Annotated in this window: 21 protein-coding genes, 2 pseudogenes and 1 riboswitch; of the genes and pseudogenes, 9 read left to right on the forward strand and 14 right to left on the reverse strand. The window is 60.5% G+C overall.

All coding sequences use genetic code 11. From position 1 onward, the window contains the following. Positions 1-260 precede the first annotated feature (260 nt). The 7 genes and pseudogenes from ABDB81_RS29020 to ABDB81_RS29050 all read right to left on the reverse strand — a co-directional run. Positions 261-626, reverse strand: a pseudogene (locus tag ABDB81_RS29020) (histidine phosphatase family protein); the annotation flags it as partial. A 337-nt stretch (positions 627-963) separates the two neighbouring features. After that, on the reverse strand, positions 964-1827 hold the full coding sequence (locus tag ABDB81_RS29025) for a universal stress protein (protein ID WP_346814255.1): 864 nt from the start codon (positions 1825-1827) through the stop codon (positions 964-966). Between the two features lie 14 nt (positions 1828-1841). After that, the gene (locus tag ABDB81_RS29030; RefSeq protein ID WP_346814256.1) at positions 1842-3320 is read right to left on the reverse strand and encodes a SulP family inorganic anion transporter; all 1479 of its coding nucleotides are present in this window, start codon (positions 3318-3320) and stop codon (positions 1842-1844) included. A gap of 419 nt (positions 3321-3739) precedes the next feature. Next, positions 3740-4534, reverse strand: coding sequence for a sulfite exporter TauE/SafE family protein (locus tag ABDB81_RS29035; protein WP_053821759.1), 795 nt, complete (start codon positions 4532-4534; stop codon positions 3740-3742). An 11-nt stretch (positions 4535-4545) separates the two neighbouring features. Further along, the gene (locus ABDB81_RS29040; RefSeq protein WP_053821758.1) at positions 4546-4983 is read right to left on the reverse strand and encodes a DUF6691 family protein; all 438 of its coding nucleotides are present in this window, start codon (positions 4981-4983) and stop codon (positions 4546-4548) included. Positions 4984-4993: 10 nt separating this feature from the next. Next, complete coding sequence (locus ABDB81_RS29045; protein WP_053821757.1) at positions 4994-5425, reverse strand: YeeE/YedE family protein; 432 nt, start codon at positions 5423-5425, stop codon at positions 4994-4996. A 12-nt stretch (positions 5426-5437) separates the two neighbouring features. After that, entirely contained in the window at positions 5438-5746 is a 309-nt protein-coding gene (locus ABDB81_RS29050; RefSeq protein ID WP_053821756.1) for a metalloregulator ArsR/SmtB family transcription factor, read from the reverse strand. Between the two features lie 124 nt (positions 5747-5870). Between ABDB81_RS29050 and ABDB81_RS29055 the strand changes: the two genes are divergently transcribed. From ABDB81_RS29055 to ABDB81_RS29070, 4 genes and pseudogenes are all read left to right on the forward strand, one after another. Next, on the forward strand, positions 5871-6620 hold the full coding sequence (locus ABDB81_RS29055; protein ID WP_053821755.1) for an MBL fold metallo-hydrolase: 750 nt from the start codon (positions 5871-5873) through the stop codon (positions 6618-6620). Positions 6621-6648: 28 nt separating this feature from the next. Beyond that, complete coding sequence (locus tag ABDB81_RS29060; RefSeq protein ID WP_053821754.1) at positions 6649-7077, forward strand: sulfur transferase domain-containing protein; 429 nt, start codon at positions 6649-6651, stop codon at positions 7075-7077. A 201-nt stretch (positions 7078-7278) separates the two neighbouring features. Beyond that, a complete protein-coding gene (locus ABDB81_RS29065; protein ID WP_226994866.1) occupies positions 7279-7953 on the forward strand; it encodes a TlpA disulfide reductase family protein in 675 nt (224 codons plus the stop codon). A gap of 275 nt (positions 7954-8228) precedes the next feature. Next, a pseudogene (locus tag ABDB81_RS29070) lies at positions 8229-9311 on the forward strand (Tn3 family transposase); the annotation flags it as partial. 32 nt (positions 9312-9343) lie between these two features. Here the strand turns inward: ABDB81_RS29070 and ABDB81_RS29075 are convergent. The 7 genes from ABDB81_RS29075 to ABDB81_RS29105 all read right to left on the reverse strand — a co-directional run bounded on the left by ABDB81_RS29075 (position 9344) and on the right by ABDB81_RS29105 (position 13819). Then, entirely contained in the window at positions 9344-9601 is a 258-nt protein-coding gene (locus ABDB81_RS29075; RefSeq protein WP_346814257.1) for a histidine phosphatase family protein, read from the reverse strand. A gap of 30 nt (positions 9602-9631) precedes the next feature. Continuing rightward, entirely contained in the window at positions 9632-10915 is a 1284-nt protein-coding gene (eno, locus tag ABDB81_RS29080) for a phosphopyruvate hydratase (protein ID WP_346814258.1), read from the reverse strand. A gap of 73 nt (positions 10916-10988) precedes the next feature. Next, on the reverse strand, positions 10989-11276 hold the full coding sequence (locus ABDB81_RS29085) for a hypothetical protein (RefSeq protein WP_346814259.1): 288 nt from the start codon (positions 11274-11276) through the stop codon (positions 10989-10991). 47 nt (positions 11277-11323) lie between these two features. Then, positions 11324-11647: a DUF190 domain-containing protein gene (locus ABDB81_RS29090; protein WP_346814260.1), complete on the reverse strand. Its 324-nt coding sequence runs from the start codon at positions 11645-11647 to the stop codon at positions 11324-11326. An 8-nt stretch (positions 11648-11655) separates the two neighbouring features. After that, entirely contained in the window at positions 11656-12051 is a 396-nt protein-coding gene (gene crcB / locus ABDB81_RS29095; RefSeq protein WP_346814261.1) for a fluoride efflux transporter CrcB, read from the reverse strand. Between the two features lie 2 nt (positions 12052-12053). Beyond that, on the reverse strand, positions 12054-12455 hold the full coding sequence (locus tag ABDB81_RS29100; RefSeq protein WP_346814262.1) for a hypothetical protein: 402 nt from the start codon (positions 12453-12455) through the stop codon (positions 12054-12056). After that, positions 12452-13819: a voltage-gated chloride channel family protein gene (locus ABDB81_RS29105; protein WP_346814263.1), complete on the reverse strand. Its 1368-nt coding sequence runs from the start codon at positions 13817-13819 to the stop codon at positions 12452-12454. Before ABDB81_RS29105 ends, ABDB81_RS29100 begins: the two co-directional genes overlap by 4 nt. An 83-nt stretch (positions 13820-13902) precedes the next feature. Beyond that, a riboswitch (Fluoride riboswitch) is annotated at positions 13903-13975 on the reverse strand. A gap of 118 nt (positions 13976-14093) precedes the next feature. Between ABDB81_RS29105 and ABDB81_RS29110 the strand changes: the two genes are divergently transcribed. From ABDB81_RS29110 to ABDB81_RS29130, 5 genes are all read left to right on the forward strand, one after another. After that, positions 14094-14636, forward strand: coding sequence for a Chromate resistance protein ChrB (locus tag ABDB81_RS29110; RefSeq protein ID WP_346814264.1), 543 nt, complete (start codon positions 14094-14096; stop codon positions 14634-14636). Positions 14637-14651: 15 nt separating this feature from the next. Then, the gene (locus ABDB81_RS29115) at positions 14652-15461 is read left to right on the forward strand and encodes an endonuclease/exonuclease/phosphatase family protein (protein WP_346814265.1); all 810 of its coding nucleotides are present in this window, start codon (positions 14652-14654) and stop codon (positions 15459-15461) included. 78 nt (positions 15462-15539) lie between these two features. After that, positions 15540-16805 carry an MFS transporter gene (locus ABDB81_RS29120; RefSeq protein ID WP_346814266.1) on the forward strand — a complete coding sequence of 422 codons (1266 nt, stop codon included), beginning with the start codon at positions 15540-15542 and terminating at the stop codon, positions 16803-16805. A gap of 63 nt (positions 16806-16868) precedes the next feature. After that, positions 16869-17234, forward strand: a complete 366-nt coding sequence (locus tag ABDB81_RS29125) for an XRE family transcriptional regulator (protein ID WP_346814267.1) — start codon at positions 16869-16871, stop codon at positions 17232-17234. Further along, positions 17231-17578, forward strand: a complete 348-nt coding sequence (locus ABDB81_RS29130) for a transcriptional regulator (RefSeq protein WP_346814268.1) — start codon at positions 17231-17233, stop codon at positions 17576-17578. The genes ABDB81_RS29125 and ABDB81_RS29130 overlap by 4 nt, the downstream gene beginning before the upstream one ends. The last annotated feature ends 44 nt before the right edge of the window (positions 17579-17622 follow it).

Genomic DNA, 17622 nt, shown 5'->3' on the forward strand with positions numbered 1-17622 from the left:
CGACTCCTGATATTGGGCTGTCAGGAGCCGTATGCACACCAGGCGTTACATCCAGTCAGATGGTGCGGTCGTCTTCTGAAAACGACAGCGTCAGTGCTGACAAGAAGATAGACCTGCACCAACAGGGGCGCGGCCACCGGCTTCGTCCTGCTCATGCTGGCTCCTTTGGGTATACGCAAAATGGCCCCAAATATTACAGGGGGCCAAGAACTCACGCCACAAACCAAATTGGCCGGCCAGTTTTTGGCTACCCAAACTGGCTAGGTCGGCTCTTTCGTTGCATGAACCAAGTGGTGGGCCTCATTGACGCGATGAATCGTGAAGGTCTCACCATCGAGGAAAATCTCGTTGATGCAGCACGGCTCCTGCTTGATCCGCCAATAGCGGGACAAGGGCAAGCCGAGGGTGTGCGTCAGGATCACCCGGTTGATGCTGTCGTGGCCGACCAAAACCACGGTTTGTCCCTTGTGCTTCTTCAACACCCGTTGCAGCACGCTGATGCCGCGCACCAGAACCTGAGCGAGCGTTTCGCCGCCGGGGATGGCGGCGAGGTCTGGTGCCTCGAACCAGATCCGATGTTCCTCCGGCCAGCGGGCGCGCACTTCCTCATGCGTGAGGCCCTGCCATTCGCCATAGTGGGGGTCGCCTCAGAAAACGGAAAATAGAGCACGCTTAGAGGCAAAACGGCTCTACCGTTTAAGATCAATCTGGCGTTTTCATTGACGCTCTATCGTGCACTCCTGGCAGAATACGACAGCCGGATCGGCGTTCAACCGTTCCGGCTCCAAATCACTGTGACAGGCGCAGCACAGCCCATAGGTGCCAGAGTCGAGGCGGGCCAGTGCTGCCTCGACCTTCCGCTTGCGAATAGTCAGTCGCTCCAGCAATCCCTGGGCGAGGGCTTGTTGTTGGAGGGCGTCAATACGCGACACCCTACAGATGTCCATTGAGGCGACTCCTTCGTTATCGCAGCAGAAGCGTTGGGATGGTCGAAGCGCGCAGCAGGTCAGCGGTTTTGCTGCCAAACAACAGGCTGCGCAGCGATGAGTGGCCGAACGCGCCCATGATGAGCATGTCAATGGCCCGTTCCTTCACTGCCGTGGCGATTACTGTTTCTGCGTCACCAGGAGTCAGGAATGCCGTGACTTCAAACCCTGCGGCCTCCAAAGTGGTTGTGGCCCAACCCAACTGCTTGGGCGCGTCCTGGCTCTCCTTGCCCGCCATCAGTAAGGTGATCGGCAAGCCACGGAACAATGGACTGCCGGCGACCATCTCTACCCCCCGCCGGGTGACGTTGCCGCCATCGAAGGCGATCATCACGCGCTGCGGTTCGTGAAAGTCTTCGGTGATGGTCAGGATGGGTCTGTTCAAGGCACGCACGACTCGTTCGACATTGCGCCCGAGATCCCGTTGCGCGGTGTCTGCGGACTCTCCACGGCGACCCAGCACCAACAGGCGCACGCCTTCGGCCTGCTCGACCAATGTCTCTTCCAGCTCGCCGTGACGCTGGCGAACATCCACCAATGCGGCACCGGCAGCGGTGGCCCGCTCGCGCAGCCGGTTCAAAAAAATGCGCCCTTGCTCGCGGGCACTCCTGGCACGGGACTCGTCCTCTTCCGACAACTTGACCAGCAGTTCCTCCTGGGCGTTGACGCCGATGGCTCCGCTACGGTCTTCGCCCGACCCCTGCTCGGGATGGGGGTCGATGACGTGCAGGAACTCCAGCGGGGCGTCCATGCGACGCGCGGCCCATGCAGCATAGTCGGCCACGTAGTCGGCAAAGCGGGATTGATCCACGCAGGCCAAGACTTTGTTTTCGTTCTTCATGATCGTGCTCCCTTTCAGTGGCCCATCAGCATGTCGTCGGCACCGTCTTTGTCATGCACGGCGAACTTGTCCACCATCGTGGTGCTGGCCTCGTTCAGTCCGATGACTTCCACCTCGGCGGCCTCGCGCCGGAACTTGATGACGACCTTGTCCAAGGCGCTGACGGCGGTGATGTCCCAGAAGTGGGCGCGGCTCACGTCGATACGTACCTTCTCGATGACTTCCTTGTAATCGAAGGCGTTGACAAAGCGCTCTGCCGACGCAAAGAACACCTGCCCTGTAACGGTGTAAGTGCGGGTGCGCCCCTCGTCCTCGGCGCGCGAGGTCACGCGGAGTATCTGACCGACCTTGTGGGCGAAGAAGAAGCCCGACAACAACACGCCGACCAGCACGCCTTGCGCCAGGTCATGCGTGCTGACGGTCACCACCACGGTGGCCAGCATCACCATGCTGGAGCTTTTGGGGTATTTGCGCAGGTCGCGGATCGAGGCCCAGTTGAAGGTGCCGATGGCCACCATGATCATCACCGCGACCAATGCAGCCATTGGGATGCGGGAAACCCAGTCGCCGATGAACACGACCATCAGCAACAGGAATACGCCAGCGGCCAGCGTGGAGAGTCGGCCCCGGCCGCCGGACTTCACGTTGATGACCGACTGGCCGATCATGGCGCAACCCGCCATGCCGCCCAGGAAGCCGGAAGCGATGTTGGCGACGCCTTGGCCCACGCATTCGCGGTTCTTATTGCTGTTGGAATCGGTCAGCTCATCGACGATAGAAGCCGTCATCATGGATTCGAGCAGACCAACGACCGCCAGGGTCACCGACACAGGGAAAATGATCCCGAGGGTTTCCAGGTTTAGCGGCACATCAGGCAGCAAGAAGATTGGCAGGCTATCGGGCAACTGGCCCATGTCGCCCACGGTGCGAACGTCGAGGCCAAGGAAGATCGCTACGGCAGTCAGTACGACGATGGCGACCAGCGGCGACGGCACAGCCTTGGTGATGTAGGGGAAGAGGTAGATGATGCCCAGACCTGCTGCTGTCATGGCATAGACATGCCACGTCACGTTGGTCAGCTCGGGCAACTGAGCCATAAAGATCAGGATGGCCAGCGCGTTGACAAAGCCGGTGATGACCGAGCGTGAGACAAAGCGCATCAATGCGCCGAGCTTGAGCCAGCCCGCGAGAATTTGCAGCACGCCGGTCAGCACTGTGGCGGCCAGCAGGTATTGCAGGCCATGATCCTTAACCAGCGTGACCATCAGCAGCGCCATCGCACCTGTGGCCGCAGACACCATGCCAGGGCGACCACCTGCAAAGGCAATGATCGCGGCAATGCTGAATGAGGCGTACAGGCCGACCTTGGGATCGACGCCCGCAATGATCGAGAAGGCAATCGCCTCGGGGATAAGCGCTAGCGCGACGACGATGCCCGCTAGTAAGTCGTTTCGGACATTGGAAAGCCAGTCCTGGCGTAAGGATTTCATCATTCTTCTATTCCGTTGTGGTTGCCAGCCAGTGGTGGCAGTTGGGGCGAACGCAAGCGCGTCTTCCCGGCCAACGGAATAGAGAACGAACCCCGAGTGATCCGGGGCCAGCAAGACGCAGTGAATCGGACGTGCAGCCTCGTGCGAGCGTGGTGTGTGGTTGAAGCTGGCTCGCAGCGAGAAAGAGGCTTACACGGGTAGGAACTCCGATAGTTGGCTTGCTGATTCTTTGGGAGGGGGCATTTTACCTTCTTTGCGGCGGCGCAGCAATAATAATGTCAGTCTGAGCTATAGCCTAAGCTCACATGCTTAGGTGACGGCGAAAATGCGAACGGGGTTTCTTAATGCTGTTCTACGAACGAGTGATTCTCTGGCCAAGAGAGCCAGCAGGAGCATATGGGTTGTGTTATCGATCGTTTCCTCTACAGTGATTTAAAAGTCATCATTGCAGCGACCCCGAGACATATCACCCCGAAAGCAGCTTTCAGATACTTTTGCGGAAGCCGCGAGGTGAGCACACTGCCGACTCCCATCCCGACTATGCTTCCTGCTGCGAACGGGAGCGCGACACCAAGGGGAAATTTTCCTGTAGATAGGCTGGCCGCTACGCCAGTTAGCGAAACAAGTGCGATAACACCGAGCGAGGTAGCGACGACCGATTGCACCGCTAAATCCGTGAAACGCTGCAAGGCCGGCACCATGACGAACCCGCCGCCTACCCCGAGCAAACCGGACAGAATGCCCGCAATGGCACCTGCGATCGATAAGGCGCCGGCGCACTTGCTCGTCCAGATAAACCGTCCACTCATGTCGTCCCGAATGCAGGGTCGATCCAGAGTAAGAGAGGTGGACTCGACACTGCGGCCGACGATTTCACGGAAGGTTTTATATGCGACCCAGGCGAGAATAGCGGCAAACAACAGGCTGAGCAGTCGCGTGTCCAAACGGTGAGCCAACCATACACCGAGTGGCGCGAGCAGGATGCCAGTGCCGGCAATGAGCACGGTCGCGCGGTAGCGCACAATCCCAGCCTTTAAGCCCATCAAAGCACCTGCTGCGGCAGAAACACCGACGGCGAGCAGGCCAACGGGGCCGGCTTCGGCGATCGTTAAGTGCATGCCGAAGACAAGAAGTGGGACCGCGAGAATGCCTCCCCCAGCTCCTGTCAGACCCATGACAATACCTACCACCGCCCCCAAGAGAAGACCCGTAATCATCACAGCCCCGGTTACGCGGCCGGTGATGCGGCTTTGGCTTTTGCTCGTTCGAGCAGTTCAAACAACGCCATTCCGACCAGCATGGCGATGAAGAACAGCAAGGGTTTGGCGCCGCCTTGTGCGAGCGATGCGAGCGCAGGACCGGGACAATAGCCGGCCAGGCCCCAGCCGACGCCGAACGCGAGTCCGCCGAGCACGAGACGGCGGTCAATTTGCGTAGCCGTCGGCAAGCGCATGGCGTCGCCCAGGATCGATCTCGGACGTTTGGCCGCGAACGGAAACACCAGCGCGCCGACGACTACAGCGCCGCCCATCACGAACGCAAGCGACGGGTCCCAGTTTCCGGCCAGGTCCAAAAAGCCGAGCACCTTCGCGGGGTCGCTCATGCCGGACAAAATAAGCCCCAAGCCGAACAACAGGCCGACCAACAGCGACATGAAGATTTTCATTTTTGCTCCCTTAGCCGACAAGATGGCGAACAACGTAGACGGTCACGAATCCGGCGGACATAAAGGCTACGGTAGCCACCATCGAACGCGGGGAGCGACGCGACAGCCCGCACACGCCATGTCCGCTAGTGCAGCCCGAACCGTAACGGGTACCGATCCCTACCAGCAGTCCGGCCAGGATCAAGACCGGGTAACCGGCCTCGATGTGCACTTGGGGCAGGGGAGCGATGCTTGAAAACACGAGAGGAGAAAGCACTAGGCCGCCCACGAACGCAAGACGCCAGGCGATATCGCCCCTTGCGGGCGTTAACAGGCCACCCACGATGCCACTGATGCCCGCAATTCTTCCGTTAAATACCAAGAACAGTGCCGTGGCTATTCCGATCATCAGCCCACCCGCCAGCGACGTCCAGGGCGTGAAATTGTTCCAGTCAATCATCATTACAGCCTCCTATTACGTTGGGCAGTAAAGTTGGTACAACACCTGTAGCACTGCCAGTGCCTCACTACTGGAGATGCTGTAGAAGATCTGCTTGCCCTCACGGCGCGTATTCACTAGTCGCTCTTCGCGGAGCACGGTCAGCTGCTGTGAAAGCGTAGGCTGCAAGATCCCAGTGATGGTTTCCAGCTCTTTGACCGAGAACTCGCCCTGCGTCATCTGGCATAGCAAGAGCATACGGTCGGGGTTGGACAGTACCTTCAGAAGCTTGCTAGCCTCCCCAGCTGCGGCATGCAGTTTCACTAAATCAATTTGCTTTGGCATGGCCACGTAGATCCGTTTAAAAGTAACACTTTACACGAACATTATACCATAACATAATATATTAAACGTAGAGACGATGATCCATGTGTCGAACTCTGATCACGACGACTATTAAGGAGCGCCCATGATTTTTAGACAACTGTACGAACCCCTGTCGAGCACTTATACCTATCTGCTGGGGGACGAGGACACGGGACAGGCAGTCCTCATCGATCCCGTGATTGCGACCATGGATCGGGATCTGGCCGAGGTGCACAGGTTAGGTCTGACCTTGGCTTACACGGTCGATACCCATATCCATGCCGACCACATCACCGCAGCTTTGGAAATGAAGCGTGCCGTGGGTAGCAAGATTGCCGCGCCTGCCTACGATCAGTTGTCATGTGCCGATGTCGGCATCGAAGAAGGCAGGCCATTTCAGGTCGGGGGTATTACTTTGCAGCCCCTGCATACCCCCGGCCATACCGACGGGCACTTTGCCTATCTTTTAAATGACCGCGTATTCACAGGCGACGCCTTACTTATCGAGGGGTGTGGCAGGACTGACTTTCAAAACGGTGATGCCGATGCGCTCTACAAAAGCGTGCGAGAGAAGCTGTTTGCTTTGCCCGACGAAACCTTGGTCTACCCGGCGCACGACTACCAGCAGCGTTTTGTCTCCTCGATCGCGCAGGAAAAGAAGCGTAATCCCCGCCTGGGCGGGGAAAAGACGCTCGAAGAGTTCAGGGACATCATGGCCAAGCTGAACCTTCCATACCCTAAGTTCATTGACTACGCTGTCCCGGGGAATAAGCAATGTGGCGTCTGTCCCCCAGACCTGCCAGAGAACTTGGCCAGCTATTGCCGCCAGATGACCCAGAGCCCGCAGGGCTGACGTGCCGCTAACCAACGGAGAAATTGAAATGACAAACTTCAAGCAAATAGGGGATGGCCTGTTCATCGGTCCCCAGCCTTCGGGGCAGGATTTGGTGGAGGCGAAGCAGCAAGGCATTCACACCGTAATTGACATGCGTACGCCTGGGGAAACGGCCACCTCGAACGCCGAGTTGGTCAGGAACAGTGGACTGGATTACTTCAATGTACCAGTCAACAAGACAGCCCTGTCAGAGCAGCAGATTGACGAGTTAAGTCAAGTAATGCAGAGAACACAAGGGCCGCATTTACTGCATTGCGCCACTGGCACGAGGGCCGCGTTGCTGCTCGCGCTTAGTCGTGCAAAGCAGAATGGGTGGACAGCGGAACGCACGTTCGAGGAAGCGCAAACCATGGGGTTCAACCTTCAGGGTTCCGCTGATTTCGCCAGCTTCGTCAGGCAAGTCACGGCCAAATAGATGTTCATTCGCAACTAGAACTGCAAGTTAAAGTTCACAAATTTCGATTCAGGGAGCCACTTTTTGGATGCTGTACGATTTGGGCCGCTCGTCGTCCCTGTACAAGTAGCACTACTCTTAGCAGGCATAACGCTTGCCCATTCTGTTGCCGCGTGGTTCCGCACGAGGCGCGGTGTCGATCCGGGCCCCGTTCTTTGGAAGATGATCGTGTTCGGTTTCCTCGCCGGACGCTCGATCTTCGTATTAAGACATCATGAGATTTATTCCAATGCTCCATTGTCGATCATCGACTTTCGTGATGGAGGCTTCGACAACCTGGCCGGTTTCGCGACGGCCGTTTTGGTTGGCATGGAATTGTCACGGCGCTCGACGACACTACGTAGGCCGCTTCTGACTGCAACCTTGACGGGTTGCTTTGTCTTTTTCGGAGGAAGTGCGCTGAATCATGCCCTTACGCCGGTGGGTGTGCCTGTCCCGACAATTGAGGTACGCCGCCTCGACAACACAACTGTGCCGCTCAGTGCCTTTGTGGGCCGCCCCTTGATTATCAATCTTTGGGCAACTTGGTGTCCGCCGTGCCGACGTGAGATGCCTGTATTAAAGGCTGCACAGCTAGCCCATCCAGAAATCCACTTCGTGTTTGCGAATCAAGGAGAATCAGCAGCAACCGTACAAAGCTACCTCGACGCGAATGGGTTACAAATGCCAAATATCGTTCTCGATCCGGCCAAGCAGGTAAGTGCCCGAACTGGTTCGTCTGGTTACCCCACAACGCTGTTCTATGATGCTCAAGGCCGGCTATACAAGCGGCATATGGGTGAGCTTTCGCGCGCAACACTAACCGAGAAAATCGACAGCTTCTTCGGCTCTCGCTGAGCACTGGGATACCGCTGCTGTTTTATGTCAGCTCTGATGTTCGAGATGATGACATGGCCAGGCTGCCGCCGTTACTGCATGAGCACATCAACATGCTTGGCCAGTATTCCTACTCTGTGTTGGAAGCAGTAGCCAAGGGCTGGCTGCGGCCACTGCATAACCCAGCAAGCAACGAAAAAGTCAGGAGTGGCCTTAACCTGGTTTGCCGTTCCGCTGCACCTCGACCCCTCATTATGTCTTAGCGCCTGATTTTTTCCGTTTTCCCTCTTCACCCCTGCCCCGGCACAACCTACGCCAAGCTCGCCTGGCTGCAAGCCTGGCATACCCGCGACGAAACCTATTCGACAGCGCTGGCTGAATTGGTGAACGCCCAATTCCGACACCCCTTCGCCGAACACTGGGGCGACGGCACCACGTCATCGTCGGACGGCCAGAACTTCCGAACCGGGAGCAAGGCCGAAAGTACCGGCCACATCAACCCGAAATATGGCAGCAGCCCTGGGCGAACCTTCTACACCCATATATCTGACCAGTACGCGCCATTCCACACCAAGGTAGTCAACGTCGGCGTGCGCGACTCGACCTATGTGCTCGACGGCTTGCTATACCACGAGTCCGACCTGCGGATCGAAGAGCACTACACTGACACGGCAGGCTTCACCGATCACGTCTTTGCCCTGATGCACCTGCTGGGCTTCCGCTTTGCGCCGCGCATCCGCGACCTGGGTGATACCAAGCTGTTCATCCCCAAGGGCGAAGCCAGTTATGACGTGCTCAAACCGATGATTAGCAGCGACAAGCTGAACATCAAGGCTATTCGTGCCCACTGGGACGAAATCCTGCGGCTGGCCACCTCAATCAAGCAGGGCACGGTGACGGCCTCACTGATGCTCAGGAAGCTCGGCAGTTACCCGCGTCAGAACGGTCTGGCCGTGGCCCTGCGCGAGTTGGGCCGCATCGAGCGCACGCTGTTTATCCTCGACTGGCTGCAAAGCGTAGAACTGCGCCGACGTGTCCACGCCGGACTCAATAAGGGCGAAGCGCGCAACGCGCTGGCCCGCGCCGTGTTCTTCAACCGGCTGGGCGAAATCCGCGACCGCAGCTTCGAGCAGCAGCGCTACCGGGCCAGCGGCCTCAACTTGGTGACGGCGGCCGTCGTTTTATGGAACACGGTCTATCTGGGGCGGGCGGCACACGGGCTGCGTGGCAACGGCCATGCCGTCGATGACGCGCTGTTGCAGTACCTGTCGCCGCTGGGCTGGGAGCACATCAACCTGACTGGCGATTACCTGTGGCGCAGCAGCGCCAAGATCGGCGCGGGCAAGTTCAGGCCGCTACGACCGTTGCAACCGGCTTAGCGTGCTTTATTTTCCGTTTTCTGAGACGACCCCTAGTGCGTGTCGGCCAGGTCATCGAGAATTTCAGGCTTGGTGCCCGTTGCTTCGCCTATCTCCGCGCCAGTCCGCACGCAACGGCCCAGCGGACTGGTGTAGATCGCGTCCGGCTTCCATGTTTGAGCTACGCGCTGGCCGAGAGCTTTGGCCTGTCGCTGCCCCAGCTCGGACAGTGGGATTTCGGCCCGTCCACGGAAACGTTCGGGGGAAATCCAATCCACGTGGCCGTGGCGTGTCAGGATGATGGTCGTCATAAGGTCTGCTCCATGTAGCTAAAAGATCAGTCACCGCACGAACGCGGCATGTCCGGCATAGACGGCGGCCTTGCCCAGCACTTCTTCGATGCGCATGAGCTGGTTGTACTTTTCGACGCGCTCGCCACGACATGGCGCGCCCGTTTTGAGATGGCCTGTGCCCAGCGCCACGGTGAGGTCGGCAATGAAGCTGTCCACGGTTTCGCCGCTGCGGTGCGACACCATTGCGCCCCAGCCAGCCAGATAGGCCGTATCCACAGCGGCACGGGTTTCGGTGAGCGTGCCGATCTGGTTGGGCTTGATGAGCACCGCATTGGCCACGTCCTCGCGGATGCCACGCTCGATGCGTTCTACGTTGGTGACGAACAGATCATCACCAACCAGTTCGATCCTGCTTCCCAGCGCCTGATTCAGCAGCTTCCAGCCAGTCCAGTCGTCTTCCGCCAGTCCGTCTTCCAGCACGGCGATGGGATACCGGGCGATCCAGTCGGCATACAGCTCCACCATCTGCTCCGCCGTGACATGGCGGTCTTCGCTGCGCAGGTGGTACAGGCCGTTCTCGTAGAAGCCGCTGGATGCAGGATCGAGCGCGATCACCACATCCTCGCCCGGCGTGTAGCCGGCGCTCTCGATGGCCGCGAGGATCAGCTCTACCGCGTCGCTGTTGTGCTTCAAGGCAGGAGCAAGGCCGCCTTCATCGCCGACCGCCGTGGAGTAGCCACGCTCTTTCAACGTGGCGCGCAGGCGATGGTAAATCTCCGCACCCCAGCGCACGCCTTCGGCGAAGGTTGCCGCGCCAACCGGAGCGATCATGAATTCCTGGAAGTCCGTACCCTGCCAGTTGGCATGCACGCCGCCGTTGAGGATGTTGAACATCGGCACCGGCATACGGCAGGCTTGCGCGCCGCCCAGGTACTGGAACAGCGGCAGCCCGGCCGTCTGTGCCGCAGCCCGCGCGACGGCCAAGCTGACGCCCAGGATGGCGTTGGCCCCGAGCCGGGCCTTGTTCGGCGTGCCGTCGAACGCGATCAGGGCGTGGTCGATGGCGGCTTGATCCTGCGCGTCCAGGCCATGCAAGACGGCTCCGATGGCCTTGTTGACGTGGGCGACGGCTCTGCGCACGCCTTTGCCTTCAAAGCGGTGCGGGTCGTCGTCGCGCAACTCGACCGCCTCATGGATGCCAGTCGATGCGCCCGAAGGTACGGCTGCCCGGCCGGTCGCGCCGCCGGTCAGCCGCACATCCACCTCGATGGTGGGATTGCCGCGTGAATCCAGAATTTCGCGGGCGTGTATCGTCTGGATCGCAGACTCCATAGCTGACTCCGATGCAAAAGGTGCGCAGGGCGTCGGGAGCAATGCCCCGGCCCCTGCTCAACATGAGGTGTTCTCAATGGCCGGAGCCATTCCCGTTCAGTTCCGCACCCGAGAGACACGCGGTGGTGTTGTCCGCCACGCTGGCACGGCACGCCGCTTCATCCGGCATGCGGTCGTACATCAAACCGCCTTCGACGAAGCTGACGTTGTACCAAGCGGACTCGACCAAACGAGGGGCCGCCGCACCGGCAATGCACAACAGGACAGCCGCCCACAAGATGAGTCCGGCGAGCAGCTTGTTGTTGTCCCGGAACCAGTCGGACAAAGTGGGTTCAGGGGGAAGATTGCGAACGGTCAACATAGTGCGTCTCCTTGTGGTTGAGGGTTAATTTCGGCGCAGCTCGCCGATCACTTCTTAGCGTTTCCTACGCGCCCGTACTCGACGGGCACTTTCACGTAGGTCAGATCAATTTCTTCCTGGGCGAGCGCATCCATCAGGCGCTGGCATGCCGCCTCGTCCACCGAGACGGTGATTGCAAGCGGCTGGTCTGCCAGCTCGAAGAAATGCACGGAATGGAAGCGCCCGGCGTGGTCGAATCCTTCCGCCCCGCCAACCAACGTGCCACCGACAGCGCCTTGCTCCTTGGCGAATTTCAGCAGCCACTCGCCGATAGGCGTGTGCCGGTGCCGGCGGTCTTGCTCCGTGAAGAACGTGAGTTGATAGCCTTTCATAGCGTCTCCTAGGGTGAGGGTTGTCGGGCGAGTGAAAGCGTTGCCATGCCCAGCGCGGTCATCACCAGCGAGCCGCCCACGTGCAGGGCCACCATGCCGGCCGACCATCCGAGGCGACCTTCGCGCAGCAGCGTTAGCAGCTCGGCCGAGAACGTCGAGAAGGTAGAGATTCCGCCGGCCAGGCCGGTGATGACAAACAGCCGCCAGGCGGGCGACAGGTTCGGTGCCGAGCCGAAATAGGCGATGGCGACACCGACGATGTAGGCCGCGATCAGGTTGGATGCCAAGGTGCCCATCGGGATGTGCGGCACGAGCGCGTTCATGCTCAAGCTCAAGCCATAACGCACCAAGGCACCGATCACCGAGCCGATGCTGAGAGCGAGGATTGCGTATGCGCCGGCCATCGTTAGCTGGCCTTGCTGGCATGTGTCGCGTGCGCGGCGCGGTGGCGGCCCAACGGCAATTCGCACAGGAACAGGACTGCATGCACTTTGCGCAGTTCCTCGGCATGCTCGTGCATGAAATCGCGCAGGCGCTCTTCGGTATCCAGCAACTCCAGGCATTGCGGGTGCCGCATGCCTGTCAATTCGGGATGGTGGTGCGACAGGCGTTCGCCGGGCAGGTAGCCCGAACTGACCTGGTGCAGCATGGCTTGCACGATGTTGGCCTTCTTGGCGACCGTCAGCAGATGGTGCGCAAGGGCCGGCGCGCTCAAGTGATGCCAGAAGCGCGTCACCTTCGCCTTGGTAGCAATCGGGAAATACAGCCGCAAGGCGGCGATGTGCTGCTGGGTGGCTTTCGAGGTCATTGGGTGTTTTCCTTGCTCTGGTCGCCTGTTTGGGTCGCGCTCTCCGTTGCCTGCGGCGCGTCTTTCGCTGGTTCGCTCTTCTGCTTGCGGAAGTGCGCCAGGTCGGCAATGCGCAGTTCTTCGGGAACGGTGCTGCGGTGCTTGCTGTGTTTGCTGTGGCCCACGCGCTGGGCGTGGTAGATGCCGGTGTGGCCTGAGAACAGATAGGCCGTGATGCAGCCTATGGCGGCCAGCGGGCCGATCTCTGCTCCGAATAGCTCCATCGCCATGAGAGTCGTGGCGATAGGGGTATTGGCAGCTCCCGCGAACACGGCGACGAAGCCGATGCCGGCCAGCATGGGAAACGGCAAATGCAGCAGCGGGGCCAGAGCGTTGCCCAGCGTCGCACCGATGTAGAACAGCGGCGTGACTTCGCCGCCCTTGAATCCCGTGCCCAGCGAGACGACCGTGAATGCCATCTTGCCGAGGAAGTCCCAGGGCGCCATCGGCTCCTGGAAGGAACGAACAATGTCAGGGATGCCCAGGCCGATGTAGTTGTAGGCATCGAGCGCCCACACCGCCGTGGCGATGACGATACCGCCGGCGGCAGGCCGGAGCGGCGCGTAGTGAATCAGGCGTTTGACCCACGCGCTCAATTGGTGGGTGGCCGTGGCGAACACCATGCCCACGAGACCAAACACGATCCCAGCCGCGACCACGGCCATCACGCTCCAGAAGCCGATGGGCACGATCTCGCCCATTGCGTAGTGCGTGTGATGGACGCCCCAGGCCAGGCACACCTGGTCGGCGACGATGCCGGCCACCACACAGGGGAACAGCGCGTCATAGCGCATGCGCCCAATGGCAAGCACTTCGAGGCCAAACACGGCACCGGCCAGCGGCGTCCCGAACACGGACGCGAAGCCGGCACTGATGCCGGCCATCAACAGGATGCGCCGATCCTCGTGTTTCAGACGAAACAGGTGGGTGAGCTGGTCGGCCAGCGCGCCCCCCATCTGCACGGCAGTTCCCTCGCGGCCCACCGATGCACCAAACAGGTGGGAAACGACCGTGCCGCCCAGCACCAGCGGCACCATGCGCAGCGGCACGACCTTCTTGGGATCGTGAATCTCGTCAATGATGAGGTTGTTACCACCATCGACGGCCTTGCCCATCAGGTGGTAGATCCATCCGACAGCGAAGCCGGCTACCGGCAGCAACCAGATGACCCAGCGGTGCGCTTCGCGCCAGCTCGTGGCGCGATCCAAGGACACAAGAAAGAAGGCGGAAGCGGTGCCGGCCAAGAAGGCCACCACGCTGGCAATGACAAGCCACTTGCCGATGTAGGGCAGCAGCTCAAGTTGTTCGGGACGGAATCGGCGCATTGGTCATGTCTGCTCGAAATGAATCGGGCTGACCAACGGCTAGGGATGTGAACGCGAGCGCCTACAGCCCCGACCGTGGTCAGGTGTCTGTAGGCGTCATCAGCAGCCTGGAACGGCTGCGGTTGGGGCAGGAGGAACGCCATCTCCCAACGCACATTATGCACGTATTCCGCATTGTGGTCTACCCGTATCACGCAGTATGCGCAGCTCGCACTTTTTGGGTGTAGACAATGAACTCTTTCAATGTAACGACCGTTGCATTATGATTGTTCTCATGAAGATACAAAACTGGCTGTTGCTCACGTACAAGGTGCCCGCCGAACCCGCCAAGAAGCGCATTGCACTCTGGCGCAAGCTCAAGGGCATGGGAGCCATCTACTTGCAGAACGGCGTCTGCCTGCTGCCCAAGACCGATGACCACACCCGCCGTCTCAAGATCATCGAAAACGAGATCAACGAAATGGCAGGCGAATCGGTGCTGCTTGAGACAGTCGCCTTGGACAAGGCGCAAGAAGAGAAGGTGGTGGCGCGCTTCAAGGCCGACCGCGACGAGGAATACACCGAGTTCATCGACAAGTGCGGTGACTTCGATGCCGAGATCGCCAAGGAAACAGCGGCCAGCCACTTCACCTATGCCGAACTCGAAGAAAACGACGCCGATCTCAAAAAACTCCAGACCTGGCTGGAGAAGATTCGGAAGCTCGACTTCTACGGTGCGACCCGCGCGGCCGAGGCGCAGCAGCGACTGCACAACTGCGAGGTGCTGCTCGATGCCTATGCGCAGCGCGTGTTCGAGGCGCACGACGAAAACCGCTGACCCAAGGAGTACTCCGTGCCACTGACCGTTCTCACCTACAACACCCTGTTCGCCGGCCGCGATGGCGCGAACGATGCCCGTGCCCAGGCACAAATCGACCTCATCAACCAGGTGAGGCCCGACGTTTTCTTAATGCAGGAGGCCAAGGGCTTCGACGCCAACGGCTCGGCCTGGCTGTACGCCACGGAAGACAGCATCGGCATGCGCGGCTTCCTGGCCGTTGCGCCGCGCACCGGCCAGAACGTCGCCATCTTCATCCGCGAGCCGCTGCGGCCGCTGGCCTTCGACGTGGACGGCGCGCACTTCCACCACGCGCTGGCGACCCTGAAGGTCGCGGTGCCCGGCAGCAGCGATCCAGTCACGTTCATCAGCGCGCACCTGTGCCCCAATGGCCCGGCCGTGCGCCGGCGCGAAGCCGCCTACCTGGCTGTGCAGGCGGCCCCGGACAAGCTCACGCTCGTCACTGGAGATTTCAATTCCGCTTCGCCGCACGATCCCGAGCCCGAGGACTGGCCGGCGCTCGCCTCGCATCACCGCGCCCGCTACCTGGCCGACGACCTGCATGGGCTGGATCGCAGCGTGTTGGCACACCTGGAAGCGGCGGGGTGGGTCGATCTTGGCCACCGCCTGGATGCGGCCGCCACGCCGACCGTGCCTACGGCGGCCTACCGCGATGTGGAGTTCGCCACGATGCGCTGCGACTACCTGTTGGCCTCCCAGGCGCTCGCGGCCAAGGCCCGCAGCTACCAGGTCATCCGCAACGAGATCACCGATGCGGCGTCCGATCACTACCCGGTGCTTGCCACATTCGAGCTGACGCAATGAAGCGATGGAGCATCCATGTTTCCCCCCACATTGGCCCAACGGCTGCGCCTCAAGCCGCAGCCCGAAAGGAATAGCGAAATGAGCGAACCTACAGAGGCTGCACTGTCGGCCGGCCAGGAAGGCAGGGCGACGAGCTGGTTCAATCGAACCGTCGCCGGCGCAGGGATCACGAGTGCCTTGGGCGATTTCTGCTACGAAACCACGACCGTCATTCTGCCGGGCTTCCTGGCCGTGCTGGGCATACCAGCGGCGGCGCTGGGCATCATCGAAGGAATTGCCGATGCGGTGGCCGCCTTCACCAAGATGGTGTCAGGCTACATCGCCGATAAGCTCGGTCATCGCAAACTGCTGGTGTTGGTGGGCTATGGCCTGACGCCGGTCGGCCAGGCGCTGATCGCCCTGGCGGCGGGTTGGCCTCTGCTGCTACTGGGTCGGATCGTGTCATGGTTCGGGAAGGGTCTGCGAGGCCCGCTGCGCGATGCCATCGTGATTCAGGCGGTGTCGCCAGATACACGGGGGCGCGCTTTCGGCTTCCACCGGGCGGCCGATACTGTGGGCGCTGTCGCCGGCCCGCTGCTGGGTGTGGCCCTTTTAGGCTGGGCGCAGGAAGTGCATTGGGACAGCTCGGCAGGGCCGTTCCGCTTCGTGCTGTGGCTGTCCGTAATTCCGGGCGTGCTGGCCGTGCTGGCCTTCCTCACGCTGGTTCAAGACCCCCAGCACTCGCCCAACCCGGCACTGAAATTTTTTAGCACTGTGCGCGGTTTGCCTACGCGCTTCAAGCGGTATCTCGGCGCAGTGGGCATCTTCGGCGTGGGTGACTTCTCGCATAGCTTGCTGATCCTGGCCGCCACCACGCTGCTGACCCCAAAATTCGGCGTGGTCAAGGCCGCCCAAGTCGCGGGCCTTCTCTATGTCTGGCGGAATGTGGTGCAGGTCATCATGTCGTATCCGGTCGGCTACTTGGCCGACCGCATCGGCCACGTGCAGGTGCTTGTTTCAGGCTACGTGCTCGGCACCCTGACAGCCGTGCTAACCGCTCTCGCATTCTGGATGGGGACTGACAGCGTGCCGCTACTCGCCGCACTCTTCTTTGTCGCCGGCCTCTATGTCGCGGTTCAAGAAGCCCTCGAATCCACAGTCACGGCCGAAATGGTTGAGCCTGACAAGTTGGCCTTGAGCTATGGGGCATTGGGCACCGTCAACGGCGGCGCGAAATTCCTGTCTAGCGCCAGCGTCGGATTGCTCTGGACGGCTATCTCGCCAGCGTTTGGATTCGGCCTTGCTGCTGTACTGATGGCCCTTGGCACTTTGGCTTTGATGCGCGTTCAACGGGCACCCTACTAAGGATATGCTCCTGGTCGTGCGCTTGGTGAATCGCTCGAAGCGTTGATAAGAACGGGGTTGAACATGGGCAGGAAAGAAACCGAGGAAGCAATTGAAGAAGCCCGACAGGGCGGCTTGAAGCGGTTCGATTCCGTCGAAGCCCTGTTCGCCGACCTGAACGCCGACGACACGCCGGAAATTCATGAAGGCAGCACGAACGTCTATGCCGACCTGAGCAGCCCCGACGCCGGCGAAATGCAGGCCAAGGCCACGCTCGTAACCAAGATCGGCCAGGCCATCACGGCGCGGCAGTTGTCGAACGACCAAGCGGCGGCGGCTCTTGGATTGACGCTGGCCGAGCTGGGCGAGCTGCTGGCCGGCCGCTTCCGTGCGCATTCGGTCGATGACCTGGAACGCTTGGCGGCGCTGGTCGATGAGGCCGGCCGATGATTGACCCGAAGAACCTGGAAACCTGGCTGCATGAAAAGGCCAGCACGGCCCATGACGCGCTGAAAGCCGACCCGGCCCGCGCCGTCTCGGCCAACCGGGTGCGCTACACGCTCGATGAGCTGCTGGCCGAAGCCAAAGCAGCCAGCCAACATCCGTTGCCGCCGGAGCAGCGCGAATGGGTGGATGCCCCGGCCGTTGGCCGTGAGCTGCTGCCCGAGGACTTGCAAACCGCCGAAGCCATAGCCGCGTTCCTGGCCGATGCCGAAGCCACGGCTGACCCGGCCTATATCCAGCACGCCCGCGAAGTTGTGGCACGTGCGCGGGCCATGCACTGCATCAAATAGGGGTCTCCTCGTTTTCAGTGCAATAAGTGACGGTACGAAAAGCT

Source organism: Cupriavidus sp. DL-D2, assembly GCF_039710735.1.
In the GTDB taxonomy this organism is placed as follows: domain Bacteria; phylum Pseudomonadota; class Gammaproteobacteria; order Burkholderiales; family Burkholderiaceae; genus Cupriavidus.